General features: G+C 44.3%; 23 protein-coding genes. 16 read left to right on the top strand and 7 right to left on the bottom strand.

Translation table 11 applies throughout. The annotated features are described in order from the left end of the window. Nucleotide 1 precedes the first annotated feature (1 nt). The 6 genes from AF333_RS00925 to AF333_RS00900 form a co-directional block, all read right to left on the bottom strand. Nucleotides 2-1,143 (bottom strand): NTTRR-F1 domain (locus AF333_RS00925; protein WP_235495904.1); only part of this gene is annotated, 1,142 nt, incomplete at its 3' end. 380 nt (nt 1,144-1,523) lie between these two features. After that, nucleotides 1,524-2,216 (bottom strand): DapH/DapD/GlmU-related protein, encoded by a 693-nt coding sequence (locus tag AF333_RS00920; RefSeq protein ID WP_043063793.1) that lies wholly within the window; start codon nt 2,214-2,216, stop codon nt 1,524-1,526. A gap of 192 nt (nt 2,217-2,408) precedes the next feature. After that, nucleotides 2,409-3,359 (bottom strand): NAD-dependent epimerase/dehydratase family protein, encoded by a 951-nt coding sequence (locus AF333_RS00915; RefSeq protein WP_043063794.1) that lies wholly within the window; start codon nt 3,357-3,359, stop codon nt 2,409-2,411. Further along, nucleotides 3,356-4,438, bottom strand: a complete 1,083-nt coding sequence (locus AF333_RS00910; RefSeq protein ID WP_043063795.1) for a Gfo/Idh/MocA family protein — start codon at nt 4,436-4,438, stop codon at nt 3,356-3,358. The genes AF333_RS00915 and AF333_RS00910 overlap by 4 nt, the downstream gene beginning before the upstream one ends. Nucleotide 4,439: 1 nt before the next feature. Further along, nucleotides 4,440-5,552 carry a DegT/DnrJ/EryC1/StrS family aminotransferase gene (locus tag AF333_RS00905; RefSeq protein ID WP_043063796.1) on the bottom strand — a complete coding sequence of 371 codons (1,113 nt, stop codon included), beginning with the start codon at nt 5,550-5,552 and terminating at the stop codon, nt 4,440-4,442. A 63-nt stretch (nt 5,553-5,615) separates the two neighbouring features. Beyond that, nucleotides 5,616-6,881 (bottom strand): nucleotide sugar dehydrogenase, encoded by a 1,266-nt coding sequence (locus tag AF333_RS00900; RefSeq protein WP_235356067.1) that lies wholly within the window; start codon nt 6,879-6,881, stop codon nt 5,616-5,618. Between the two features lie 323 nt (nt 6,882-7,204). On the opposite strand from AF333_RS00900, the gene AF333_RS00895 reads away from it, so the two are divergent. The 3 genes from AF333_RS00895 to pnpS are packed head-to-tail and all read left to right on the top strand — an operon-like array spanning nt 7,205 to nt 10,174. Continuing rightward, on the top strand, nt 7,205-7,675 hold the full coding sequence (locus AF333_RS00895; RefSeq protein ID WP_043063797.1) for a hypothetical protein: 471 nt from the start codon (nt 7,205-7,207) through the stop codon (nt 7,673-7,675). Nucleotides 7,676-7,686: 11 nt separating this feature from the next. Next, on the top strand, nt 7,687-8,388 hold the full coding sequence (locus AF333_RS00890) for a response regulator transcription factor (RefSeq protein ID WP_043063798.1): 702 nt from the start codon (nt 7,687-7,689) through the stop codon (nt 8,386-8,388). Between the two features lies 1 nt (nt 8,389). Then, on the top strand, nt 8,390-10,174 hold the full coding sequence (gene pnpS, locus AF333_RS00885) for a two-component system histidine kinase PnpS (RefSeq protein WP_043063799.1): 1,785 nt from the start codon (nt 8,390-8,392) through the stop codon (nt 10,172-10,174). Here the strand turns inward: pnpS and AF333_RS00880 are convergent. Beyond that, nucleotides 10,134-11,060 (bottom strand): DMT family transporter, encoded by a 927-nt coding sequence (locus AF333_RS00880; protein ID WP_043063800.1) that lies wholly within the window; start codon nt 11,058-11,060, stop codon nt 10,134-10,136. The two genes, pnpS and AF333_RS00880, sit on opposite strands and share 41 nt — an antisense overlap. 152 nt (nt 11,061-11,212) lie before the next feature. Between AF333_RS00880 and AF333_RS00875 the strand changes: the two genes are divergently transcribed. From AF333_RS00875 to AF333_RS00815, 13 genes are all read left to right on the top strand, one after another. Next, nucleotides 11,213-12,040 carry a prohibitin family protein gene (locus AF333_RS00875; protein WP_043063801.1) on the top strand — a complete coding sequence of 276 codons (828 nt, stop codon included), beginning with the start codon at nt 11,213-11,215 and terminating at the stop codon, nt 12,038-12,040. Between the two features lie 209 nt (nt 12,041-12,249). Next, a complete protein-coding gene (gene polA / locus AF333_RS00870) occupies nt 12,250-14,898 on the top strand; it encodes a DNA polymerase I (RefSeq protein WP_043063802.1) in 2,649 nt (882 codons plus the stop codon). Nucleotides 14,899-14,924: 26 nt separating this feature from the next. Beyond that, nucleotides 14,925-15,752 (top strand): DNA-formamidopyrimidine glycosylase, encoded by an 828-nt coding sequence (gene mutM, locus AF333_RS00865; RefSeq protein WP_043063803.1) that lies wholly within the window; start codon nt 14,925-14,927, stop codon nt 15,750-15,752. A gap of 109 nt (nt 15,753-15,861) precedes the next feature. Continuing rightward, nucleotides 15,862-16,563, top strand: a complete 702-nt coding sequence (gene ytaF, locus AF333_RS00860) for a sporulation membrane protein YtaF (protein WP_321167148.1) — start codon at nt 15,862-15,864, stop codon at nt 16,561-16,563. 18 nt (nt 16,564-16,581) lie between these two features. Continuing rightward, entirely contained in the window at nt 16,582-17,178 is a 597-nt protein-coding gene (gene coaE, locus AF333_RS00855) for a dephospho-CoA kinase (protein WP_043063805.1), read from the top strand. Between the two features lie 44 nt (nt 17,179-17,222). Continuing rightward, the gene (locus tag AF333_RS00850) at nt 17,223-17,798 is read left to right on the top strand and encodes a lytic transglycosylase domain-containing protein (RefSeq protein WP_043063806.1); all 576 of its coding nucleotides are present in this window, start codon (nt 17,223-17,225) and stop codon (nt 17,796-17,798) included. A 211-nt stretch (nt 17,799-18,009) separates the two neighbouring features. Further along, nucleotides 18,010-19,044, top strand: coding sequence for a glyceraldehyde-3-phosphate dehydrogenase (locus tag AF333_RS00845; protein ID WP_043063807.1), 1,035 nt, complete (start codon nt 18,010-18,012; stop codon nt 19,042-19,044). 201 nt (nt 19,045-19,245) lie between these two features. After that, nucleotides 19,246-19,713 (top strand): transcriptional regulator NrdR, encoded by a 468-nt coding sequence (gene nrdR, locus AF333_RS00840; RefSeq protein ID WP_043063808.1) that lies wholly within the window; start codon nt 19,246-19,248, stop codon nt 19,711-19,713. A gap of 38 nt (nt 19,714-19,751) precedes the next feature. After that, entirely contained in the window at nt 19,752-21,371 is a 1,620-nt protein-coding gene (locus AF333_RS00835) for an MBL fold metallo-hydrolase RNA specificity domain-containing protein (protein WP_043063809.1), read from the top strand. Nucleotides 21,372-21,426: 55 nt separating this feature from the next. Then, nucleotides 21,427-22,932, top strand: coding sequence for a replication initiation and membrane attachment family protein (locus AF333_RS00830; protein WP_043063810.1), 1,506 nt, complete (start codon nt 21,427-21,429; stop codon nt 22,930-22,932). A gap of 27 nt (nt 22,933-22,959) precedes the next feature. Continuing rightward, nucleotides 22,960-23,877: a primosomal protein DnaI gene (dnaI, locus tag AF333_RS00825; protein WP_158502278.1), complete on the top strand. Its 918-nt coding sequence runs from the start codon at nt 22,960-22,962 to the stop codon at nt 23,875-23,877. Between the two features lie 34 nt (nt 23,878-23,911). Beyond that, nucleotides 23,912-24,409, top strand: coding sequence for a hypothetical protein (locus AF333_RS00820; protein WP_043063812.1), 498 nt, complete (start codon nt 23,912-23,914; stop codon nt 24,407-24,409). 23 nt (nt 24,410-24,432) lie between these two features. Further along, a complete protein-coding gene (locus AF333_RS00815; RefSeq protein ID WP_021622302.1) occupies nt 24,433-24,654 on the top strand; it encodes a hypothetical protein in 222 nt (73 codons plus the stop codon). Nucleotides 24,655-24,697 lie beyond the last annotated feature (43 nt).

The following is a 24,697-nucleotide window of genomic DNA, read 5'->3' as shown; positions in this document are numbered from 1 at the left end:
NGCTCCAGCCGGTCCAGTAGCTCCAGCCGGTCCGGTAGCACCCGTAGGTCCAGTGGCTCCGGTTGGTCCAGTAGCACCTGTAGGTCCAGTCGGTCCGGTAGCACCCGTCGGTCCAGTCGCGCCTGTAGGTCCAGTGGCCCCTGTTGGTCCAGTCGCGCCAGTCGGTCCGGTGGCTCCAGCCGGTCCAGTAGCACCAGTTGGTCCAGTCGGTCCGGTGGCTCCAGTTACTCCAGCCGGTCCAGTAGCGCCTGTAGGTCCAGTCGGTCCAGTAGCACCCGTCGGTCCAGTTGGTCCAGTAGCACCCGTAGGTCCAGTCGGTCCGGTGGCTCCAGTTACTCCAGCCGGTCCGGTAGCACCCGTAGGTCCAGTTGGTCCAGTAACTCCAGTTGGTCCAGTGGCCCCCGTAGGTCCAGTAGCCCCCGTAGGTCCAGTTGGTCCGGTCGGTCCGGTAGCACCAGTTACTCCAGCCGGTCCAGTAGCACCCGTAGGTCCAGTTGGTCCAGTAGCACCCGTAGGTCCAGTTGGTCCAGTGGCTCCGGTTGGTCCAGTCGGTCCAGTCGGTCCAGTGGCTCCGGTTGGTCCAGTCGGTCCAGTCGGTCCGGTAGCTCCAGTTACTCCAGCCGGTCCAGTAGCACCCGTAGGTCCAGTTGGTCCAGTCGGTCCAGGTACTCCGTTAGAGCGTAACAGTGCAATATCATCTACAAGAACATCAGAACTTCCAGCCAAAGGCAGCTTGAAAATGATAACTACAGCACTGGTGGTTCCGGGTGGTGCAAGTGTAGTCGTTTCATAAATCTCGGTCCAGTCGTTTGTACTACTGCTTGGAAGACGTCCGGCAGCTATACTTGTCATAAGCGCAGTTGCTACAAGTACATTAGCTGCATTAAGATAGGACACTGATATTGCAATAGGCGGGCTTGGTGAATCAGGGGTTCTGGTAAGAGAAACGAGTAATTCAAAGCTGTCACCAGGAGCTGCCGGAACTTGCTGTGCCACAAAGGCAGTCGCGATTTCACCAAGTAAACGGGCAGAGAATAAACCGGAATGGCTGTTTGTGGCGTCGATTACTGCATTGGCTGTAACAAAAGGAACGAGTGTTCCAGTCTCGAAGCTACCATTGATTATTAGATTAGTAATTGCCAACTAGATTTCCTCCTTTTCTATTATTTTGTTGGCCTCATGCAAACTTTTTTTCAAGAGTTTGTATGCAACCTGCTATATACTATGATGATTGAGACAAGCAGTAACGGCATTCGTTCTATGTCAATAGCATATTTTTCCATTTGCGGGATGGTAACTTATCTATTTGACGAAGGCTTCCGTTCCAACGTTAGCCAAATAAAGCTTGGCAGGAAAAGAATCAAGAAGTATAAAGATAACCGGGACTAATATCAAATGACATCAGATCCACTTTTTCTATTCTTGCTTCTATAAAGCAGTAAGGCTACATAATAAGGAAAGGAGGTTATAAGAGGAATATCGTTTTTATATAGAAAAGGCTTATATATTGGTGGTTCAGTTTCTTATCCAAGAGGTCGGCCCGGATTTCCAACAACGATTTTATTTGGGGCTACATCGCGGGTAATAACGGCACCTGCCCCCACAATCGCTTTTTCGCCGATTGTAATACCAGGTAAAAGGGTAGCGTTATTACCTATTTTTGCTTCACGCTTGATAATAGGGCCTTTATGTTGAAAATTCCCCATCCCCATATATTTATCGTTAGCTGAAGAGCAGCAGGGGCCAATGAATACTTCATCTTCGATGATCATGTTTGCTGTAATATAGCAGCCTGTTTGAATCGTTACCTTTCTGCCAATCGTAGTAGCTGGCTCGACCATTACATTGCGTCCGATAATGCTCGATTCACCTACGACTACATCTTCTCTAATACTGCTTATATCTCCAACAAGAACATCTTCGTGTAAAACCACACCATAATAAATAACTGTATTGCAGCCAATGGTAACACCATCTTTAATTTCTAATGGAGGGAGCTTTGTATTAGGCTTACGTGCCATTTTTTTATTAGAAGCAGGTTCTTTTCCCAAAACAACAAGATCACCGATTTTCACATTATTTCCGATTATTGTATTCTTTTTGATTACAACATAGTTTCCAATGACAACATTGTCCCCAATCATAACGTTCGATTCAATTGTTACGTTTTCACCCATGACGACATTTTTACCGACCTTTATAGATAAATCTCCCATATATTTTCCTCCTATATAAATCACACCTGATATATCAATATCCTTGTGTAGTTGGAAGAGAGTGAAGGGAAGCGCAGACAATCAACCTTTTCTTTTTCTGGGTGTTAGATAAAGTCTGACTTCCCCTCTTGTTTTCTTTTCATCTATCCCCTTACCATAAAACAAAGGACAAAACAGTAAGCGGAAGGGGATTTAAGCTAATCCTTCAGCTTGCAGCCAATTAGAAGTTAATACCAAGCCTTGTTGTAAAGAAATGAGTGCTTTCCACCCTAACTCTTTTTCAATTTCTTCTACATGTAGCGCCCTTCTATGCACTTTATCCACTGCCCTCTTAGGTTTAGAAATAATCGGGTGATGCGGATCACCTTTAATTTCAAGTATGGTTTTTGCTAGCTGTATGATGCTTGTTTCTTTTCCTGTACCGATGTTATAGACTTTGCCGATGGAGCGTTCGCTTATGCCTGCTATAAGAATCGCTCTAATGGTATCCTCCACATACGTAAAGTCCCTTGTTTGCGTGCCGTCACTATAAATCGTTAAAGGCTCTTTCTTCCTTATTGCATCAAAAAATTTTGCTATAACACCGCAATAAGGATTACTGGCTAATTGTCCAGGACCGTATACGTTAGAGAGTCTAAGAATAGTGATTGGTAAGTTGTACATGTGGTAATACATACGACAGTAATGTTCAGTAGAGAACTTACTTGCAGAATAAGGAAGCGTAATATTATGGTAGGATTCGGGAGTAGGGAGGATAGAAGCGTCTCCATATATAGATGAAGTTGATGTGTAGACAAACTTTTGCAGGTTTGGGCAGCACTCTTTTGCTTTTTTTAACAATAAGAATCCACCATATAAGTTAGTATTGAAATCTTCATCTATGTTTTCTACAGAAAGAACAACATTACGGCAAGCTAAATGAAAAATGACTTCAACTTTAGGGAGGATGCTTTCCAACAGCTCGTTATTCGTAATACTTTCTTTATAAAATGTAATGTTTTTCGCACGTGGAATGGCACCTGCGTTACCTGTTGAAAGATCATCTATAATATACAGATGGTTACATCTATCTTTTAATTTTTTTACTAACTGCGAGCCCAGGAATCCGGCTCCTCCCGTTACTAATACGTTTCCGTATCTCATAGTGACCACCGGGTCTTTTCAAGCATGCTAGATGTAGAAAACGATGAGAGTGGAAGGGTGATTTGTTGAGATGTTGTAGCGGATTCATATAGCGAGAATATGGTTTCTAACGCTTTCTTTCCTTCTTTTTCATTCACTAAAATGTTTTGATTTTCTAATAAGATGCATCTTATGAAATCTTCATACATATAAAGATGTTCATTTGCATCATGTAAGAGCTTCTCGATTTCGTCTATTTGCTTGTCGTTCCCTTTTATTGACCAACGAATGACTTCATTTAATGAATTTCCTCCTATAGAAATCGTTCCTTTCTCACCAAAAATCGAAATGGTACTTCCTAAATTATTTGGATAGGTTATAGCGTTTGCTTCGATAAGTCCTCGAGCCCCGTTTTCGAAAGTAAGAATACCGAGAGCAACGTCTTCTGTTTCTTTTGCTATTGTTCCTTTTGAGATCTCTCCGGTCACTTTCTTCACACCACCAAGAAACCAGCTCAGCAGATCAACGAAGTGAATTCCTTGATTAATCAGCATGCCGCCATCTTCTTTCCATTTTCCTCTCCAAGGGGCAGCAGAATAGTAGTCTTGAGAACGATGTAATCGTATAGAAGCTACCCCTAAGTAAATGTTGCCTAATATATTTTGACTTATCAGTGCCTTGATTTTTTGCATAATGGGGCGATAACGTAACTGATGACAAACGAGTACCCGTAGCTTATTAAGGTTAGCTAATTCGATGATGTCATCTGCGTCCTTAATCGAGAGTGCCATAGGTTTTTCAAGGATTACGTGTTTCTGATGAAGAAGAGCCTGTTTAGCGATTTCTGCATGAAGACCGGACACCGTTGTAATGATAACAGCATCAATATCCGGGGATTTTAGTATTTTGTAATAGTCTTCATGCTTAGCAATAGGTTGATTATCATACGTTTGTTTGTGGTATAACATTTCCGCTGTTTTCATTCTCTCAGGCTGAATATCGCTTAAGGCACATAGACTGGCTTGTTTACACAAGGCTATTGTTCCAATATGACGTTCGGCAATTCTTCCACAACCAATAAGTCCGAATCGTATGGTCAATTTATGTTGCACCCCCAAAAGCCAGCAAAGCAGCGATAACTCTTTCTTGTTCATCCTTCTTTAAAAAGGGGCCAATAGGCACTGCGAACAAATTGGATGCCATTTTTTCAGCAACTGGTAAATCTCCTGGTCGATAGTTAAGCTTGGAGTATACTTCCTGTAAGTGAAGAGGACACGGGTAATAAATAGCGCTTTGAATCTGAAATTGACTTAGCCATTTCATAAGAGCGTCACGTTCTGGGGATTCTATACAAAACAGATGATAAACATGGGTTCTGTCTTTTCCTTCAGGAGAAATTTTGATATACGGCACATGCTGTAATTTTTCCCTATAATAATTTGCCATTTCTCTCCTTTTTTCGTTCCACACATCTATTTTTTCTAGCATTTCAAGAAGAATAGATGCATGAAGTTCGTCTAAACGACTATTATATCCGATGATCTGATGATGATATTTCACCTGACTTCCATGTTGACGTAGTAGACGAACTTTTTTTGCCAACTCTTGATCTGAGGTGGTGATCATTCCACCGTCACCTATTGTGCCTAAATTTTTAGTCGGGAAAAAAGAAAAACAAGCAGCATTTCCCAGGTTTCCTGCATATTTCCCTTTATAGGTTGCCCCAAAGGCTTGACAGGCATCCTCAATCACAATCAATTTATATTTGTCAGCGATTGTATTAATGTCATCCATATCAGCGGCCTGACCGAACAGATGAACCGGTATAATCGCTTTCGTTGCGGGAGAGATTTTTTCTTCTATTTTTTTTGGATCGATATTGTATGTTTGACTATCGATATCTACAAATACCGGTATCGCTCCTACCCTTGATATGGCCTCTGCTGTTGCAAAAAAGGTATAAGGTGTTGTAATTACCTCATCTCCGTATGTTATTCCATATGCTTTAAGCGTAAGAACAAGGGCATCTGTCCCGTTTCCTACAGTTATAACATCGGAAACTCCTAATTTTTCCGCAAGTTTTCGTTCCAATTCCAATACATTTTGACCTAAAATGTATTGCCCGCTCTCAATAACCTTTTCTATACTACTTAAAATGGAATGTTTAGTGTCCTGAAATTGTTGTTTTACATTCACTAAAGGGATAAACTCCATTTTTTCCTCCCCTTTTTTACGTATTCAGTACGCAGAAATGGTAATTATGATGTGATTCATGTGTTAAATACGGATAATGTGGCCTTCAGTATAATCACGTGTAACGTTCTGCGTATCCATTACACAATTACTGTGGGCGATAATATCTCCCCATTCAATGTTGGAATGATCGATTAGAATTAAAGTAATATCTAAAGCGCGTAGCTGGTTTGGCTGCAATGAAAAGCGTGTCAATCCATTAGGAAGCTCTTCCTGATAAATGGGGTCATATACAGACACATTGATTTTTTCTTTTTGCAGTAGTTGAACTACTTTTAATGGTGCTGATTCACGTATATCATTTATGTCTTTTTTATACGTAATGCCAATGGCACCTATTTTTGCATCATGCAAGGGAATATTTTTTGCTTGTAAATGCTGAATCACCTTTTCTGCAACGAAATAGGGGATTTTTTCATTAATTATTCCAGCTTGATGAATCATGGTAAGAGGTACTCCTTCTTTCATTCCTATCCATGATAGAAAGAACGGATCAATTGGAATACAATGCCCACCAACCCCTGCACTAGGGTAATAGGGGGTAAATCCTATTGGTTTTGTTTTCGCAGCTTCTATAACTTCCCATATGCTTATATTCATTTTGTTTGCGAGTAGATTTACTTCATTAATAAATGAGATATTAATTAAACGTTGACTATTTTCAAGCATTTTAACGAATTCTGCTACACGGGGAGAGGACACTTTTACAATTGTTTTGAATATGCTTCCATATAAATCGCTCACACGTTGCAAGCACTCAGTAGATATCCCGCTTACAACTTTTGGGATATCGACCAATGATACGTCTTTACTTCCGGGATTAATTCTCTCAGGTGAGTAAGCAAGAAAAATATCTTTTCCTACTTTCAGACCTTTACTTTCTACAAGGGGTTTAATTAAATCATTCGTTGTTCCAGGGTACGTAGAACTTTCTAAAATAAGTAGCTGTTCCCTTTTTAAGTAGGGCAGAATTCCTTGCACAGCCGAAATGATATAAGATAAATCAGGAACTTTTTCACGAAGAGGCGTAGGAACACAAATAATAATAGATTGTGCCGATGAGATTAAGGAGTAATCAGAGGAAGGGATAAATTTTTGGTTATCTATCATTTCGGAAACTTTAAAGTCGCTTACATCAGTTAAATAGCTCTTTTTAGCATTCAAACGCTCTACTTTTTTTATATCTGTATCAATTCCCAGAACAACATATCCTTTATCAACAAGGAGACTGGCCAAGGGTAAACCCACATAGCCTAATCCGATAATGGCAACATTACCTTTAGTACACAACGTAATTCCTCTTTTCCTTCGCAAATTTGAAAGTGTATTTTAAATACGATACATCAAGGTTGATTAATATACATTCCACTCTCTTCACTCCTCGCACTTATTTTCTGTCTTAACTTAATTGCAGAATATGACTTTTATATTTATAAAGTTTACAGTAAAGGGAAAAAGAGGCACTTGGAAAAGCCTCTTCAAGTAGCCGTGTCTTTTAAAAGCAGGTTTAGTATGTAGCAAAAGAGAGCATTATTTTAAAAAAGGATGGTTATGTTCCTCTTCTTGCTTCTTATTTTTCCTATGGGGTATGATAGCTTTGGAGGGATATAGTTATGCTAAATAAAAAAATATACATGGTCTTGTTATTTGTAGCCGTATTGTTACTGCTTGGGGGGTGTTCGGCCAGCCAGGAAGATTTGGAGTATTACCAAAAGGAATTCTCACAAAAATCGAGTGACGCTTTTGATGCGATCGATAATTCTAGCAAAGTGCTTGCTGAAGTGAGAAATGAAGCATCCAAAGGCATGAAACGAACAAAAATTATGAATGCGGTAGATCAGGGGAAGACGGCACTTCAATCCATGTATGATGACCTGTTCAACTCCCCTGTACCGAAAGAGATGGAAGAGGCAAAAGAAACACTGCTTCAGGGAATTAAAAAAAGAATCGAAGCACATGATGAATTATTTAAGTTTTATGACTTGCAGGACAAACAATTTGAGCAAAAAGCCGAACAGTTATTGAAAGACTCGAACGATTTGGTACAGCAGTCGAAAGCAGAGTTGCAAAAATTTAAGAAATAAGGGTGTAGAGAGTGAAAAAAATTCTGGTAGTAGATGATGAACAGTCAATTGTCACCTTATTGGAGTTTAACCTGCAGAAAGCAGGGTTTGAGGTAATAAAAACCGGAGATGGTCCGACAGCAGTTACATTGGCTGAAACGGAAAAACCAGATTTAATTGTCCTTGATATTATGCTTCCGGGTATGGATGGCATGGAAGTGTGCAAGAAGTTACGAATGGAAAAAATCAATACACCGATTTTGATGTTGACAGCTAAGGACGAAGAATTCGATAAAATTCTCGGACTGGAGCTAGGCGCGGATGATTATATGACCAAGCCATTTAGCCCGCGTGAAGTGGTGGCTCGTGTTAAAGCGATTTTGCGACGAAGCGGACAGCAGCAAGAGCAAAAATCAGCAGGAGCATCAGATGAACAAGTGATTACAATTGGTCAACTTGTCATTTATCCGGAGAAATATGAAGTGATTTTTAGCGGAAATAAACTTGAATTGACACCGAAAGAATTCGAATTACTTCAATATATGGCGAGTCATCCGGGCCGTGTAATGACGAGAGATCAACTGTTAAACGCTGTGTGGAATTATGATTTTGTAGGGGATTCACGCATTGTGGATGTTCATATTAGCCATTTGCGAGAAAAAATCGAAGAGGATACGAAACAGCCCAAATACATTAAGACCGTACGTGGACTGGGTTATAAATTAGAGGGGTAACATGCAGAAGTTCCGAATTCGGCTTAATTTTATTTTCGTACTTATAATTGGTGTATTGCTTCTGCTACTGGGCCTGTATTTTGCGAAGATGCTGCAAAATACGTACATCGATGTGCTGGAAGAAAGACTCATAAAAGAAGCGCGGATTATTTCTGATGATGTACTGTACGGTCATCTAATGGACAAGTCAGATATACTTCAGCATCGCATGAAACGTTTTTCCGAGGAAATCGGGGCACGTATTACCGTCACGGATCATCAAGGAAAAGTAATAGCCGATACGGAGCATGATCCGAAGACGCTGCCGAATCATGCAAATCGACCAGAAATTCGAGCGGCACTTCAAAGCGGCGAAGGGCAGTCGATCCGGCATAGTAATACGCTGAATTATGACATGCTCTATGTAGCTGTTCCGCTAAAACATGAGCAGAACATAGAAGGAGTCGTGCGTGTATCCATTACTATTACACGAGTACAGGAGACGGTGCGAAATCTGTGGGTAAGTCTTGGCGGCGTATTAGTGTTGACGCTTTTGCTATTCGGATTTATCAGTACCCGTATTACAAAAAGCATTACGCAGCCGATCGAAGAAATAACCCGTGTGGCCCGAGGAATTACGAAAAAGGAATTTAAAAACCGCATTCGAACGAACGTAAAGGGTGAAATCGGTCAATTGGCTCAGGCGATTAATTATATGGCGGTCAGTCTTGAACAGCAGATGTCGGCTATTCAAGAGAATGAGAAGCGGCTGGAGAGTATACTTAATAATATGTTCAGCGGAATGATTCTCATCAGCGATTCGCGTAAACTCGTGATGATGAACGCAGCGGCGGAGAGATTGCTTGGTTACGAAGCTAAAAATTTCCTGGGACATCCTCATACAGAAATCGGGAAAAGCTCAGGGTTAAGTCTGATGATTGATCGCTGTCTGGAGACGGGAGAAAAAATCCGTGAAGAAATTCATGTGTATTATCCCGAAGAGCATATTATCGATGCGAATCTTGGAGCGTATACGAACGAGAACGGCGAGGTGAAAGGGGTTATCGTGTTGTTGCACGACATTACAGCCATTCGCCGTCTTGAGAAAATGCGTAGCGAGTTCGTCGCAAATGTATCTCATGAACTAAAAACCCCCATTACATCCATTAAAGGGTTTACGGAGACGCTGCTTGATGGAGCGTTGGAAGATGTCGATGTTAGCCGATCGTTCCTGACGATTATTAATGAGGAAAGCGATCGGTTAAACAGGCTCATTACTGATATCCTCGACTTATCAAAAATCGAGCAAAAAAGAATGCCGCTAAAGGTGGAAGAAATCGACCTGGCCAAGTTGATTAAAGAAACCGTGCGCATCATACGGGAAGAGGCGCGAGCCAAAAATATCGCGATTTATCTCCCGGCAGAGAAAAACATAGTTATCGAAGGCGACAAAGATCGGATACAGCAAATCGTACTGAATCTGGTGAGCAATGCTATTAATTATACTCCGGATAATGGAGAAGTTACGATTACGCTGCAAGAACGAGACCCGAAAAACATAGAGATGAAAATCGTTGATACCGGCATCGGCATTCCACCGGAGCATGTATCGCGCATTTTTGAGCGGTTCTATCGGGTTGATAAGGCGCGTTCGCGGGAATCCGGCGGTACCGGACTTGGTCTGGCGATTGTCAAGCATTTGATTGACTCGCACCACGGCATGATTCATGTAGAAAGCGAAGAAGGCCGCGGTACGACGTTCACCGTTATTTTGCCGCAGCGTCAGATTGATCATTTTCCGAGCTAAGCTGTATTTTGTCCGGCCGATTGAATTGCATAAACAAATAAATACCGCATAAAATGACAGCCGTGCCAATCGCTTGGGCGGCTGTTACGTTTTCACCGAGAATACAATATGCGAGAATAGCCGCTCCAATCGGTTCTCCTAGAATGGCCATTGAAATCGTATTGGCGCTTAGCCATTTAATCGTCCAGTTGAATACCGTGTGGCCGAGCAGCGTAGGGAAAATCGCCAGACCGATGAAGACGAGCCAATCCTGGCCGGAATATGGAAATAAATCAAACCCTAATGCTATATCATACATAAGCAAAACGATTGTACTAATCGTATATACAACGAACGTATACATCATAAGAGACAAGCGCTTGCGAACGCTTTGGCCAAATAGCCAATATCCGGTGACGGTAGCCGCTCCAAGTAAAGCGAGGATATCACCGAATAATGCCGTTCCTCCGATACGAAAATCACTCCAGCCGATGAATACGCTACCTGCAATCGCGAGCAGTCCTCCAGCGATTCCGGCAGGAGTTACCCGCTCTTTAAAAAATACATAGGCGCCGACAAATGAAAACAGCGGCTGCAAAGTTACAAGTACTACGGAACTGGCTACAGATGTATAGTTCAGCGATTCAAACCAGAGAATAAAGTGCATTGCTAGAAAGACACCGGCAAGCGAAGAGAAGCACCAGTCTCGCAACGAGATGAACCGAATTTCTCCGAGATGTTTCCATATAACGAACGGAAGCATGAATAGTATCGTAAACAATAGCCGATATGTAGCAATAATGGATGCTGGTGCGTCTGATAGCTTCACAAGTATGGCTGATGTCGAGACGGCTAGCGTAGCGATGAACAAAGCGAAATAAGGCGAAAACGCGGGTTTTTCTTTCATTTTTTATCTCCTGATGTACGTACTGGCGGTGTGCCGTATACATGTGTTAATGGTAAAGAAAAAACCGCATTTTTACAATAATGAAAAAAGGAAACTTTTTTACGTTCTAATCCGTATTACTTAGCAAGAAGATTACAAAAGGGGGAAACAACATGGGAGAAAAGGTTGTAAAGATGAGCGGACCGAATATGAGCATGGGGAAAATTCTCAAGTTCGTTATTCCTGTTATCATTCTTGTTATTCTTGCATTTGAATCACTGACGGTTGTGCAGGCCGGTCATCGGGGCATCATCGTACAGCTTGGTGCGGTCAAGCCTACAGTATTAGGAGAGGGGATGCATTTTAAAATTCCGTTTATCCAGGATATTGTACAGGTAGAGGTAAGGGTCCAAAAGGCGGAGAGTAGCGCATCAGCAGCATCTAAGGATCTGCAGGTTGTAACAACGAATATGGCGGTTAACTTCCATATGGACCCGTCTAGTGTCAATAAGCTTTATCAAACTGTTGGTATGGACTATAAAGGAAGAATTGTTGATCCGGCGATCGGAGAATCTTTAAAGGCGGTAGTGGCACGTTATACTGCCGAACAATTAATCTCCAAGCGTTCTGAAGTCAGCCTGCAGGTAAAAGAGCTTCTTTCTAAAAAGCTGAGTACGTACAATATGATGCTCGATGAGATCAACATTACGGAATTTAAGTTTAGCGACGAATTCAACCGTGCAATCGAGCAGAAACAGATTGCAGAACAACAGGCACTCAAATCCAAGCTTGATCTTGAGAGAATCAAGATTGAGAAAGAACAAACGATTACGAAAGCACAGGCTACCGCTGAATCATTGCGTTTGCAAAGAGAAAATGTTACGCCTGAACTCGTAAGAATGCGTGAAGTTGAAGTACAGCAGCAGGCAATTGAGAAGTGGGACGGTAAACTACCGAGCACGACCGGTGGCGCCATTCCATTCCTCAATATTCAGAAATAAGCTAGACATGCACATATAAGTATAAGGTAATACAGGTAACGTAAATACGCATCTTTTTCTATGTATGCTGTTGCAGAAAGTTAACCAAGCATATAGAGGAATGATGCGTATTTTTTATAGGGATCTGTGCTTTGTTATGCTGTCCGGCTGTATGGTATGATGGAAGCGTATATGTATTTATTATGGGAAAGATAGGGCGTGGAATGTGAATGGAAAAGAAATTAATGATATTGGACGGTAATAGTATTGCTAACCGTGCTTTTTACGCGCTTCCCCTTCTAACGACGAATGAAGGTTTATATACGAATGCTGTATACGGATTCACAACCATGCTTTTACGCATGCTTGAAGAGGAAAAGCCGACACATCTGCTAGTAGCGTTCGATGCGGGCAAAGTAACATTCCGCACGGAAGAGTATAAAGATTATAAAGGCAAACGTATGAAAACACCAGGAGAGCTGTCATCGCAATTTCCATTGATTAAAGAGCTGCTTGACGCGTTTGATATTAAACACTATGAGTTAAAAGGATTCGAGGCCGATGACATTATCGGGACCTTGTCGGCACAGGCGGAGACGAACGAATTTACGACGCTTATCGTGTCTGGAGATAAGGATATGTTGCAGCTCGTGTCCGATAAAACTACGGTGGCGCTGACCCGTAAAGGCATTAGTGAAGTGGAATTGTATTCCCCTGCAGAGATCGCTGCCAAGTATGATTTGACACCTGATCAGATCATCGATTTAAAAGGTTTGATGGGTGATACATCGGATAATATTCCTGGTATTCCGGGTGTTGGTGAGAAAACAGCCCTGAAGCTGCTGCATGAATTCAAAACTGTAGAGGGCGTACTGGAGCACGTATCCGAAGTAAAAGGAAAGAAGCTACAGGAGAAGATCGAAACGCACGCCGACGATGCCAGAATGAGCAAAGAGCTGGCTACCATTCTGCGTGATGCACCGGTAGAAGTTACGCTCGAAGATACGGTGTACCAGCCGTATACAAAAGAAAAAATTATACCAGTATTGGAGCGGTTTGCGTTCAAATCTCTGCTGGATCGTCTCGGACTTGATGCAGCAGAAGCAAGCTCTGTGGCTGAACAAACGGATGAAGACATCGAATTCGTGATAATTACGGAGGAGAATCGCGATGACTGGACGGACAAGCTTACGTCTCCGATGGCGGTCATGGTCGAGGTAGACGCGGAGAATTATCATGGGGCTCCCATTCATGCCATCGGCCTAGTAAGCGGCTCTACGCGTTTGTATATACCGTTTGATCAAATAGGCTGGCCGGCACTGTCTGAGTGGCTGGCAGACCCGGAACAGCAGAAGTGGGTTTATGACGCGAAACGTAGTCAGGTCGCGCTTGCATGGAAGAACATTGAGCTGGAAGGCATCTGCTTTGATGTACTGCTGGCGTCTTATCTCAGTAATCCTTCCGAAACGAATCACCGTCTCTGTGATGTAGCGGAGCGATATAGCATGCACCTCATTTCTGATGATGCGGTGTATGGCAAGGGAGCGAAACGATCGATTCCAGACGTGTCTGTTCTCGGAGCACATATCGTGCGTAAGGCGGATATGATTTATCGCTTGCATGACAAAATGGATACAACTCTAAAAGAAGAAGGCCTGTATGAGCTTCTGTATGATTTGGAACTGCCGCTTGCGACGGTGCTGGGTGCTATGGAGACGAAGGGCGTACGAGTTGACCGAGAACGCTTGGATGAGATGGGCGCGGAACTTACCGAAAAGCTGGAGTCACTCACTGCAAGGATTCATAGTCTGGCAGGGGTTGAATTCAATATCAACTCGCCGAAGCAATTGGGTGAGATTTTGTTCGACAAGCTGCAACTTCCGGTCGTTAAAAAAACGAAGACGGGTTATTCAACGAGCGCTGATGTATTGGAGAAGCTGGAGCAGGCTCATGAAATTGTGCCGCTCATTTTAGAGTTCCGCCAACTGGGCAAGCTACAGTCAACATATATTGAAGGATTGAAAAAGGAAATCCGTGAAGAGACAGGCAAAATTCACACTTCTTTTAATCAAGCGGTGACGGCGACCGGTCGTTTGAGCAGCACCGAGCCGAACCTGCAGAACATCCCGATTCGTCTGGAGGAAGGACGTAGAATTCGTCAGGCTTTTGTCCCATCTGAGGCAGACTGGTTCATACTGGCAGCTGATTATTCGCAAATCGAGTTGCGCATTCTTGCACATATTTCCCAAGATGAGAACCTGCTTGATGCATTCCGTCGGGATATGGATGTTCATACGCGTACAGCGATGGATGTATTCGGAGTGGATGAAGATGAAGTTACTTCGCTGATGCGCCGTCAGGCTAAAGCCGTAAACTTTGGTATTGTGTACGGTATTAGCGATTACGGACTTTCCCAGAATCTGAATATTACCCGGAAGAAAGCGGCTGAATTTATTGAACGTTACTTCTCTGTTTACGAAGGCGTCAGACAGTATATGGATAGCAGTATTGCGGAAGCAAAGAAAAACGGCTATGTCACGACCATGCTAAAACGCCGTCGCTACCTGCCGGACATCAACAGCCGCAACTTCAATCTACGCAGCTTCGCTGAACGTACTGCAATGAACACGCCTATCCAGGGAACGGCCGCAGATATTATCAAGCTGGCGATGGTCAGCATGGCGCAGCGAATGGAAGAGGAGAGGCTGGAAAGCCGAATGCTGCTCCAGGTGCACGATGAATTGATTTTTGAAGTACCGGAGCATGAGCTTGAGAAAATGTGCAAGCTTGTACCGGATGTAATGGAGAATGCTTTACCGCTTGATGTACCATTAAAAGTCGATGTAAATTACGGCAAGAGCTGGTATGAAGCGAAGTAACACAACATGAGAAGGAGAGAGTCTGCATGCCGGAATTGCCAGAAGTGGAAACGGTTAGGCGCACGCTGAATAAGCTGGTCACGGGAAAGACAATCGCTGATGTGATCGTGAGCCTACCAAGATTAATTAAAGCGCCGGATGATGCTATGCTGTTCATCGAGCTGATGAAGGGACAAACGATTCGGGATGTCGGCCGGCGCGGTAAGTTTTTACTGTTCTACCTTGATGATTTTGTGATGGTGTCCCATCTGAGGATGGAGGGACGTTATGGTCTCTATCAAGAAGGAGACGATGTGGAGAAACACACCCATGTTATTTTTCAGTTTACTGATGCCACAGAGCTTCGTTATAAAGATGTTCGGACTTTCGGAACGATGCATTTGTTTGCCAGAGGCCAGGAAATGGCGGGACCGCCATTACATAAGCTTGGTCCTGAGCCGCTGGATAAGGCGTTTACAGCGGAGCTGCTAAAGGAAAGAGTGAAGGGGCGCAAAAGCAAAATTAAGCCATTGTTGTTAAATCAGGAAATAATCGTCGGGCTCGGGAATATTTATGTAGATGAGGCGTTGTTTCAGGCGGGTATTCATCCGGAGAGGGTGCCGGACGAGTTGACGGATGAGCAATGGCAGACGCTTCATGTTAGCATTGTACAGATTTTGAGCGAGTCGATTTCGTTGGGGGGCTCCTCTATTAAATCGTATGTCGATGGGCAGGGACAAGAGGGACAATTTCAGCATACATTGAAGGCATATGGCCGTACAGGTGAACCTTGTGTCGCATGCGGCACGCCAATCGAGAAGTTTGTCGTTGGCGGGCGAGGCACGCATATTTGTCCATCCTGTCAGCCTCGTTAAGGTGGGATAAACGAATTTCTATAGGTGAAAGGTATGTGCGTGTTCTCTGTACGTAGTTGAGAAGGCACCCCTTTCTTTTCCTCTCATATACTGTACCAAGCGCCTATGAATAAGTTGGCAAAAGAAGGGCGAGATAGAGAAGGAGGAGAACGGGGTGCTGCATATTTTTTCGCTACTGGCGTTGGCCTTTGCGGTGAGTCTAGACGGATTCGGGGTCGGCGTCACATACGGTATGCGCCGCATTAAGATTCCTGCGCGTTCCGTTATTATTATAACTGCGTGTTCGGCGCTGGTGATTCTTGTCTCGATGTATATCGGCAAGTGGCTGGCGTATTTTTTGTCACCTGTCGCTACCCAATACGTGGGAGGCACGATTTTAATTGCTATCGGCTTATGGGCCATATACAATGCAAAGCCACAGGAGGCGGAGGAAGAAGAGACGAAGCACAAGCAGCTGGATGGGGAGCCAAAGTCGCTTGTAGCATTTGAAATTAAAGCGCTTGGTCTTGTCGTACAGATTCTTAAGCGCCCTACTGAAGCAGATATGGATCGTTCTGGTACGATTTCTGGAATGGAAGCGATGTTTCTAGGAATGGCTCTTTCTCTGGATGCATTCGGTGCCGGTATCGGTGCTGCACTCATTGGTTATGAGCCGTGGGTAACCGCGTTAGTTATTGGAAGCGTGAGTTGTTTATTTATCTTATCGGGATTAAAGCTCGGATTTATGTATTCGGAAGCAGGCTGGTTGAAGCGAATGACATATCTTCCGGGAATTCTCCTGATTTTATGCGGCTTTTTCAAAATGATGTGAGAGAGAGTTGAGGAGGATATGATCATTGGACTGACGGGCGGCATCGCTTGCGGAAAAAGCACGGTATCGCGGATGCTTGCAGAGCGCGATGCCCGTATTATTGATGCGGACATTATTGCACGTGAGGTTGTTCGGCCAGGTGAAGAAGCCTGGTCTCTTGTTGTCGAACGTTTTGGACGAGACATCTTGCTGGCCAATGATGAATTGGACCGGGTAAAGCTGGGCTCCCTCGTTTTTTCGGACGAGCAAGCTCGTCTGGATTTAAATGCGATTGTTCACCCTGCTGTACGAGGGCGTATGCGCCAATTGACAAAAGAGGCGCAGGAAGAAGGCATTGCGCTAATTGTGCTCGATATTCCCTTGTTATATGAGTCAAAGCTTGAGTATATGGTGGAGAAAGTTGTTGTCGTATACTGTACGGTTAACCAGCAATTGGAGCGTTTGATGAAGAGGAACGGGTTTGATGAGGAAGAAGCACAGCGGCGTATCGCTTCTCAGATGTCTATAGAAGATAAGCGTCTCCGTGCGGATTATGTTATTGACAACAGCGGTACGCTTACAGAGACGGAACAGCAAGTGGATGAATTGGTAGGGAGACTGTTGAATTTGAAATAAAGGGGCGCACGAATACATGAAACTGTACGGATAAGGAGTTGGGGATGAAACGCTTAAGTCGCAGAAACACGATATTTTTTCTTTGCTTGTTGGTAGTTTTTCTGCTGCTGGATGCGCCTGTTACGTGGAAAGCGATGTACCCGATATATTATAAAGAAGAAATACGCAAATCGTCCAAGCAGTATAATGTGGATCCGTATCTAATTATGGCGATTATTCAAATCGAATCAAAATTTGATAAACGTCGTATTTCTAAAAAGGGTGCGATCGGGCTCATGCAGATGATGCCGACGACGGCGGAGTGGGCGGTACAGAAGACCAAAATCTCACCGATGGCAACCGAATACTTGGATGAGCCGGATACGAACATATTGCTTGGAACATGGTATGTTTCCTTCTTGTACGAAATGTTTAATGATAATCCATATGCGGTTATCGCCGCGTATAACGCCGGACCGGGTAATGTTAAGAAATGGATTCAGCAAGGTACATGGGACGGAACAGAGGAGCATCTTTCCAAAATCCCGTTTGGAGAAACGCGTCATTATGTACAGCGAGCATTATATTACAAGCATCGGTACGAGAAAATTTATGCTGATGAATTTAGTTCTCTAAAGTAAAAGGATGGCGGCGGCCATCCTTTTTTATGTAGTGGAAAAAGGATGAGCGGCAATGCTTACAAGCTTTTCTTAATAGCATAGACAGTACTGTTAATAGGGTAAAATAGTCTGAAAATAATAAATTTGCGCTAGTCTATTGAAAAAAGTGTCATACTTATTATAATGAGGGTATGTAATAGTATGGAACATATCCGGGGAGGAGAACATATTAATGACGACACGTATTGCCATTAATGGATTTGGACGTATCGGACGGATGGTATTCCGTAAAGCGATGAATGATCCGGAGGTTGAAGTAGTAGCAATCAACGCTAGCTATCCCGTTGAGACGCTGGCTCATCTTATTAAGTATGACACAATCCATGGAAACATTTCCGATAAAATTGAAACGAAAGATAACGTTATTATTGTAAATGGAAAAGAAACCAGAGTGGTTTCCGACCGTGATCCAGCTAACCTTCCTTGGAAGGAACTGGATGTAGAAATTGTTATCGAAGCGACAGGAAAATTCCGCGACAAAGAAGGTGCGGGTAAACATATTAAAGCTGGTGCAAAGAAGGTAGTTATTACGGCACCGGGAAAAGACGATGACGTAACGATCGTAATGGGTGTAAACGATGACGCATACGATTATGAAGCACATAATATCATCTCAAATGCATCTTGCACGACGAACTGCCTGGCTCCAGTAGCCAAGGTATTGGATGAAGCGTTCGGCATCGAGTACGGTATGATGACAACGGTGCATTCTTATACGAACGACCAGAAGAATCTGGATAACCCGCACAAAGATTTGCGCCGAGCGCGTGCATGTGCACAGGCGATTATTCCGACTACAACTGGTGCAGCCCGTGCGGTTGGACGTGTTCTCCCACAACTGCAAGGTAAGTTGAACGGTTTCTCACTTCGCGTTCCAACACCGAATGTATCTGTTGTAGACCTAGTTGTGAATGTGAAGAAAAGCGTGACGGTAGAAGAGGTGAACCGTGTACTTCGCGAAGCAAGTGAAGGCCGCATGCAAGGCATTCTTGGCTTCACTGAAGAACCGCTTGTATCTTCTGATTTCAATGGGGATGAAAACTCCTCTATCGTAGATGCATTGTCAACGATGGTGATGGGTGAGAAGCAGGTGAAGGTGCTTGCTTGGTATGATAACGAATGGGGCTACTCTTGCCGAGTACTTGACCTGGCGAAACACGTATCCGCTGCTACACATACGAAAAAAAAAGTGGAAGTAACTGTGTAAGCGTCTAACGCTTATCGTATAAAAAGATGGGGCAGTCCGTAAAAACGGATTGTCCCGTTTTTTTCATCAGGTATGATATTTACCAGCTATGTACATATGCGAATGAATGGGAAGATGAGGCTCTTCATTTTTTAGCTCTTGACGTTGGCTCTTTTCTGGGACAAACTAGGGAAAAGTACGCAATGGAGTGGGGTTGATGAGATGCGTTGTCCATATTGTGCACATAATGGAACGCGGGTACTCGATTCACGTCCGGTAAATGATAGTAAGTCTATTCGACGCCGCCGGGAATGTGAGCAATGCGGCAGGCGATTTACCACGTTCGAGATGGTGGAAGAGACGCCGTTGCTGGTAGTGAAAAAAGATGGGACCCGTGAAGAATTCAGTCGTGAGAAAATTCTACGTGGTATTATCCGTGCTTGTGAAAAGCGGCCTGTACCGCTGGATACGTTGGAAATGATCGTAGATCAAATTGAGCGTGAGTTACGCAACAATGGCCAATCTGAGGTTCAAAGCAAGGATGTCGGCGAATTAGTGATGAATGCGTTATATAACGTCGATGAAGTGGCGTATGTTCGCTTTGCGTCCGTATATCGGCAGTTCAAAGATATTAATGTGTTTGTCAAAGAATTGGAAGATTTAATCCATAACAGCAAAAAGAAAGAATAGCATCGACGTATGAAGCGGATAAGGGAAGGCGGACGGAAGTGAAGATACAATTTATAGGGGGAGCGAGAACGGTAACAGGATCTTGCTATGTGCTGGATACTGGTAGGCATCAAATTTTGATTGATTGTGGAATGTTTCAAGGTAATAAAGAGCTCGATCAATGGAATGAACAAGATTTTCCCTTTGATCCAGTCAAGATTGCGGCGGTTGTACTAACGCATGCCCATATTGATCATAGTGGGCTTATACCGAAGCTATGTAAACAAGGGTTCGCAGGATCGATTATCGCTACACATTCTACGGCGGAGCTTTGTTCCATCATGCTTCCGGATAGCGGGCATATTCAGGAAGCGGAAGCTGAATGGTATAATCGAAAACGCCGCCGCCGGGGACGACCCGAGATAAAGCCGTTGTATACGGAAGAGGATGCAAGGCGCTGCTTGTCCCACTTCAAAGGTATACCGTATGATGAATATACAGAGGTTGTACCGGGGATAACCATTCGTATGCGTGATGCTGGACATATACTTGGTTCAGCCATTGTCGAGATGTGGGTGAAGGAGTCGGAGGAGAGCGGTACGTGCAAACTAGTGTTCTCCGGAGATTTGGGAAGCAAACGGCAGGCCATTGTGAAGGACCCGGCTTTTATCGATGAGGCGGATTATGTGTTCATCGAGTCAACATACGGCGATCGGTTGCACGGTGAACGGGTGGATCGAAGTGAAATTCTTGGTGGGATTGTTCGTACTATCCAAGAGCAGGGTGGTAATATAATTATCCCGTCCTTTTCAGTTGGTCGTACGCAAGAGATTATTTATGAATTGTCCGAGCTTTTGCACAAGGGAAAAATTGCTCCGCTGCCAGTATTTGTTGACAATCCGCTCGCTATAGAAGCGACGCGGATATTTCGCCGTAATCAAGAAGTATTTGACGAAGAGAGCCAGCAGTATTTACGGCAAGGAGTGGATCCGCTCTCTTTTCCTGGGCTGCAGTTCGTGGAGTCAGTGGAGGAGTCACAGCGTCTGAATCGAGTAGTTAGCGGTACAATCATCATTTCATCAAGCGGCATGTGCGAAGCTGGACGCATTAAGCACCATTTAAAGCATCATCTTTGGAGGCCGAAATCGCATATCGTATTTGTTGGGTATCAGGCCCAAGGTACGCTGGGACGTCGCATAGTTGACGGGGCGAAGCGAGTACGGATTTTCGGCGAAGATATTAAAGTATCAGCCCAGATTCATAATATTGAAGGATTCTCTGCGCATGCTGACCAGGCGGGGCTCTTGGAATGGCTTGCTGGCTTTGTCCGTCAGCCCAAGAAGGTTTTTATTGTGCATGGTGAAGAAGACGTATCGCTTCACTTCGCGAAAATCGTGAATGAGACACTCGGGCTGGATGCGCATGTTCCGTATCGGTTTGAGACAGTAACCTACGGCGAGGCGATAGAAGTAACTGCTCATGTTCTAGCAGAGAAGGAGCAATCAGAACTGCCGAGTGGGCTAGCGCATGCCCTGGAGAATGTAAAGTTAGCCTCTTTAGAAGTGCAAAATATCTTACAGTCGCAGGCTTTATCTTCTGCCCAGAAACAAGAAGTATTGGAGCGTCTTGCTGCCTGTGTAGAGGCACTGGAACAGATGGCACAGGATTGTGAAGTATAAGGAATTCGATGATATAATATATGAGAAAGACTGACATACAGGGAGTGATATACGGGTGAGATGGCAGGAAACCGTCCCCAATGATCCCTACCTTATTCGTGTAAGGCGACCTATCAGCAATGCAGAAATCGGATACGTAATACATTTATATCAACCGTTGGTGGGTGCGTTGCCAATTGGGCTTTATCAGACGTTGTTTCATAATTTGTCGCTGGCAAGCTTTTCGCCGGTACAAGGACTTCATTATGGGCTGATGGTGACGATGGCGGCGCCACTGGACGTCATTCTCAAGGCGAGGCATCAATTGGAAGCCATCGGGCTGCTGGAAGTATACCAGATTGATGAAGGGGGGGAGCGCACGTTTGAATACGTGCTGCAGCCCCCTCATTCTCCGGATGTGTTTTTCCGTGACGATACACTAAGCATTATGCTGCTTAATCGTGTCGGTAAGGAGTTTTACCGAAAGCTCAGACGGCGCTTTTCTGCGGCAGATGCAGGACGTATACCGGACACAGCGGAACGGACCCGAATTACGAAAGCATTCGATGAAGTATTTTATCACCTTTCTCCAAGCGAAATGAAGGTAGTAAAAGGTACAGAGACATATCAGTTTCTTCAGGAGACGGAAGAAGAGAGCCCGCTTCCATCTTTTAATCCGAACGTGAATGAGGCACGCAATTACTCGGAGTCCCGGTTGGATTTCGAGTTTTTGGAAGCATCGCTTCCAAAAATGGTGAAGAGGCAGGAGCTATTTACGAAAGAAGTGAAAATAGAGCTCGATAATCTTGCGTTCACGTATGGGATTGATAGTGAGATGATGGCGCGCCTTCTTCAGGAACCCGTCGTTATTCCGGAAGATACAATTGATTTAACCACTTTACGTCGCAGGATAAAAGATTGGTACGGACAGGAGAATGGCAGGGTTCCAAAGATTGTAGCCAAGGAAGAAATCGTATTTCAATCGGATACGGAAGTGAAAGAGCAGGAGCATCTGCTATCCGAGGCGGAGAATCATGCACGACTGCTGGCCTCGTTATCCCCGTTGCAGTTGATGGAATATTATCAACGGGGAGGCAAAATTGCCCCGGCTGATCAGAAAATCGTAGAAGAATTGCTTGAACAGTATCAGCTGCCTCCAGGTGTAGTGAATGTGCTGCTGGAGTATGTCATGCTCGCATATGACAGACAGCTCCCGAAAGACGTCATTTACAAAATAGCGGGCCACTGGAAACGGCACAATATTCAAACGGTACAGGAAGCAAAGCGGCAGGCACGACAGTTCTACATGGAGCGCAAGAACGGCAAAACGCTTTTCTTCGATAAAAAGGCGCCTGATGAGAAAAAAACTACGGCGCGTGGTATATCTGGTGGAAGAAGCAAGAAGAAGGACGAAATTCCACCGCTGATTCTTCAACAGCTCGAACGTCAGCGTAAGTTGCAGGAGCAGAAGGCGGCCCCGGCAGAACAGGGAAGTGGGCAGCCGGTGTCCGATTCTGAACATGAGAAAAAGCGTCAGCGCGTGAAAGCCCTTTTGAAAGCAATGGGAGAAAACAAGCAATAGAGAGGGGGAGAGAGGAGGATGCAGCGGATGAACAAATTGTTGGCCTCATATAAAATAAACGGCAAATACTCGTTTGACCAGATTGTCAATGATATGGCCCAAAATCCCGAAGTCGTCGAGCTGCGTCGGGAGCATCCAGAGATTACTGTAGCCCATATCGCTCAATCGTTGTCACGGGTTAAACAAACACTTGATGAGGCAGAGCATTGCCGTCATTGTCCAGGTCTGGAAGCCTGTCCAAATCTGTTGCAAGGACATAAGGCAACAATGGACTGGACTGGTACATCCATTGAGGTAAGGCATACGCCTTGTCGCTTGTATTTGTTGGACCGTCAACAAAAAGAACGCGCCAAGCTTATTCGGACACATTATATTCCAAAAGAAATTGTAGGTGCGTCGTTTGCTGATTTGGATGCGGATGATGAGCGAATTGATGCAATAGAAGCGGTGCTGGAATTCTGCCAGCGCGTCGAGCCGGGTACACCAGGCGCGAAAGGCTTGTATTTCTACGGCCCGTTCGGCGTTGGAAAGAGCTATTTAATGGGAGCAGCCGCCAAAAAGCTGGCGGAGCGGGGAATTGCTTCGTTGATGGTCTATACGCCCGACTTTTTCAGGGAAATTAAAGACGCGCTCGGAGACAACACCGTACAAGAGAAGATCGCTGTGCTCAAAGAAGTACCAGTGCTTATTCTCGACGACATCGGAGCAGAGACGCTGTCACCATGGGCGCGTGATGAAGTGCTCGGAGCGATTCTTCAGTACCGAGTGAGCGAGAATCTGCCTGTACTGTATACATCAAATTATACGTATGAACAGTTGCAGGACCATCTGGCCTATTCACAGAAGGCTGGAGTCGAACAGTTGAAGGCGATGCGAATTATGGAGCGTATTCGTTATTACACAAAAGCATATGAAGTAAACGGCAATAATCGTCGGATTCAGTAATGCAAATCGATGAGGAGGGCAGGGTGACATAAGCATGAAAAAATGGATACTGATAGGCCTCTCTCTTCTTGTTCTGCTAGGTATCGGCGCTAAGGTAGCATTCGATTATGCAGCGGACAAGACGATGAAGAAAGTGGCCGATGAAGTGATGAAGGACCCGGCCGTAAAAAAAATGCTAGAAGATAAAGATCTTCAGGCCAAGCTAGAAAAAGCGGTGGAAGATCCGGACATACAGGCTGAAATTAGTAAAGCGACCGGAGCTTCCGCTACCTCAGGTGATAAGAAAGAGAACAGTGGTAAAGAAGAACAAAAAGATAAAGGTGCAGAGCCAACCATTCAATTTAAGGACAACAGCGAAGCGATGCGCTATGCCATGAAGCGTTTTTCTGTTTCCGAGATGAATGAATATCGCTCTATGGTTTCGGATGGTCTGACAGCGGAAGACAAGCAGAAAATCAAACAGGACATACTCTCCCGCTTCTCGCCGGAAGAAATTAAAGCATTTATTGAGACATCTCAGAACAGTAAATAAGAAGATGGATGGGGGGAAAAGAAATGAAAACGTTGGGGACTGGGGAAGTTGTGTTTTATGGGATGGATCAAACAGTACAGCGTCTACAGGGTGAAGTACAGATTAAAGATACGCGTGTCATCCTGTCAGAAATTATTTATTTTAATGGTAAGCCGAACGGGATGCGGGAGATTAATCTGCCGCTCGATCGTTGTGTTATTCATTGGCAGCCGGAAGTGTATGAAGAAATTGGCTTTACAGAATAGAAATTCACACACCCCCTGCGCGGTAGGCAAGCAGGGGGCTTTG

This window comes from Aneurinibacillus migulanus (genome assembly GCF_001274715.1).
In the GTDB taxonomy this organism is placed as follows: Bacteria; Bacillota; Bacilli; order Aneurinibacillales; family Aneurinibacillaceae; genus Aneurinibacillus; species Aneurinibacillus migulanus.
Note: the sequence above shows the minus strand (reverse complement) of the source record. Positions and strands in the feature narration are given on the sequence as shown.

What these genes read in the sequence shown, in the direction of transcription:
- AF333_RS00920 (WP_043063793.1), bottom strand. Translation starts at nt 2,216, where the DNA reads ATGGGAGATTTATCTATAAAGGTCGGTAAAAATGTCGTCATGGGTGAA.
- AF333_RS00915 (WP_043063794.1), bottom strand. Translation starts at nt 3,359, where the DNA reads ATGAGATACGGAAACGTATTAGTAACGGGAGGAGCCGGATTCCTGGGC.
- AF333_RS00905 (WP_043063796.1), bottom strand. Translation starts at nt 5,552, where the DNA reads ATGGAGTTTATCCCTTTAGTGAATGTAAAACAACAATTTCAGGACACT.
- AF333_RS00895 (WP_043063797.1), top strand. Translation starts at nt 7,205, where the DNA reads ATGCTAAATAAAAAAATATACATGGTCTTGTTATTTGTAGCCGTATTG.
- pnpS (WP_043063799.1), top strand. Translation starts at nt 8,390, where the DNA reads ATGCAGAAGTTCCGAATTCGGCTTAATTTTATTTTCGTACTTATAATT.
- AF333_RS00880 (WP_043063800.1), bottom strand. Translation starts at nt 11,060, where the DNA reads ATGAAAGAAAAACCCGCGTTTTCGCCTTATTTCGCTTTGTTCATCGCT.
- AF333_RS00875 (WP_043063801.1), top strand. Translation starts at nt 11,213, where the DNA reads ATGGGAGAAAAGGTTGTAAAGATGAGCGGACCGAATATGAGCATGGGG.
- polA (WP_043063802.1), top strand. Translation starts at nt 12,250, where the DNA reads ATGGAAAAGAAATTAATGATATTGGACGGTAATAGTATTGCTAACCGT.
- mutM (WP_043063803.1), top strand. Translation starts at nt 14,925, where the DNA reads ATGCCGGAATTGCCAGAAGTGGAAACGGTTAGGCGCACGCTGAATAAG.
- coaE (WP_043063805.1), top strand. Translation starts at nt 16,582, where the DNA reads ATGATCATTGGACTGACGGGCGGCATCGCTTGCGGAAAAAGCACGGTA.
- AF333_RS00850 (WP_043063806.1), top strand. Translation starts at nt 17,223, where the DNA reads ATGAAACGCTTAAGTCGCAGAAACACGATATTTTTTCTTTGCTTGTTG.
- AF333_RS00845 (WP_043063807.1), top strand. Translation starts at nt 18,010, where the DNA reads ATGACGACACGTATTGCCATTAATGGATTTGGACGTATCGGACGGATG.
- nrdR (WP_043063808.1), top strand. Translation starts at nt 19,246, where the DNA reads ATGCGTTGTCCATATTGTGCACATAATGGAACGCGGGTACTCGATTCA.
- dnaI (WP_158502278.1), top strand. Translation starts at nt 22,960, where the DNA reads ATGAACAAATTGTTGGCCTCATATAAAATAAACGGCAAATACTCGTTT.
- AF333_RS00820 (WP_043063812.1), top strand. Translation starts at nt 23,912, where the DNA reads ATGAAAAAATGGATACTGATAGGCCTCTCTCTTCTTGTTCTGCTAGGT.
- AF333_RS00815 (WP_021622302.1), top strand. Translation starts at nt 24,433, where the DNA reads ATGAAAACGTTGGGGACTGGGGAAGTTGTGTTTTATGGGATGGATCAA.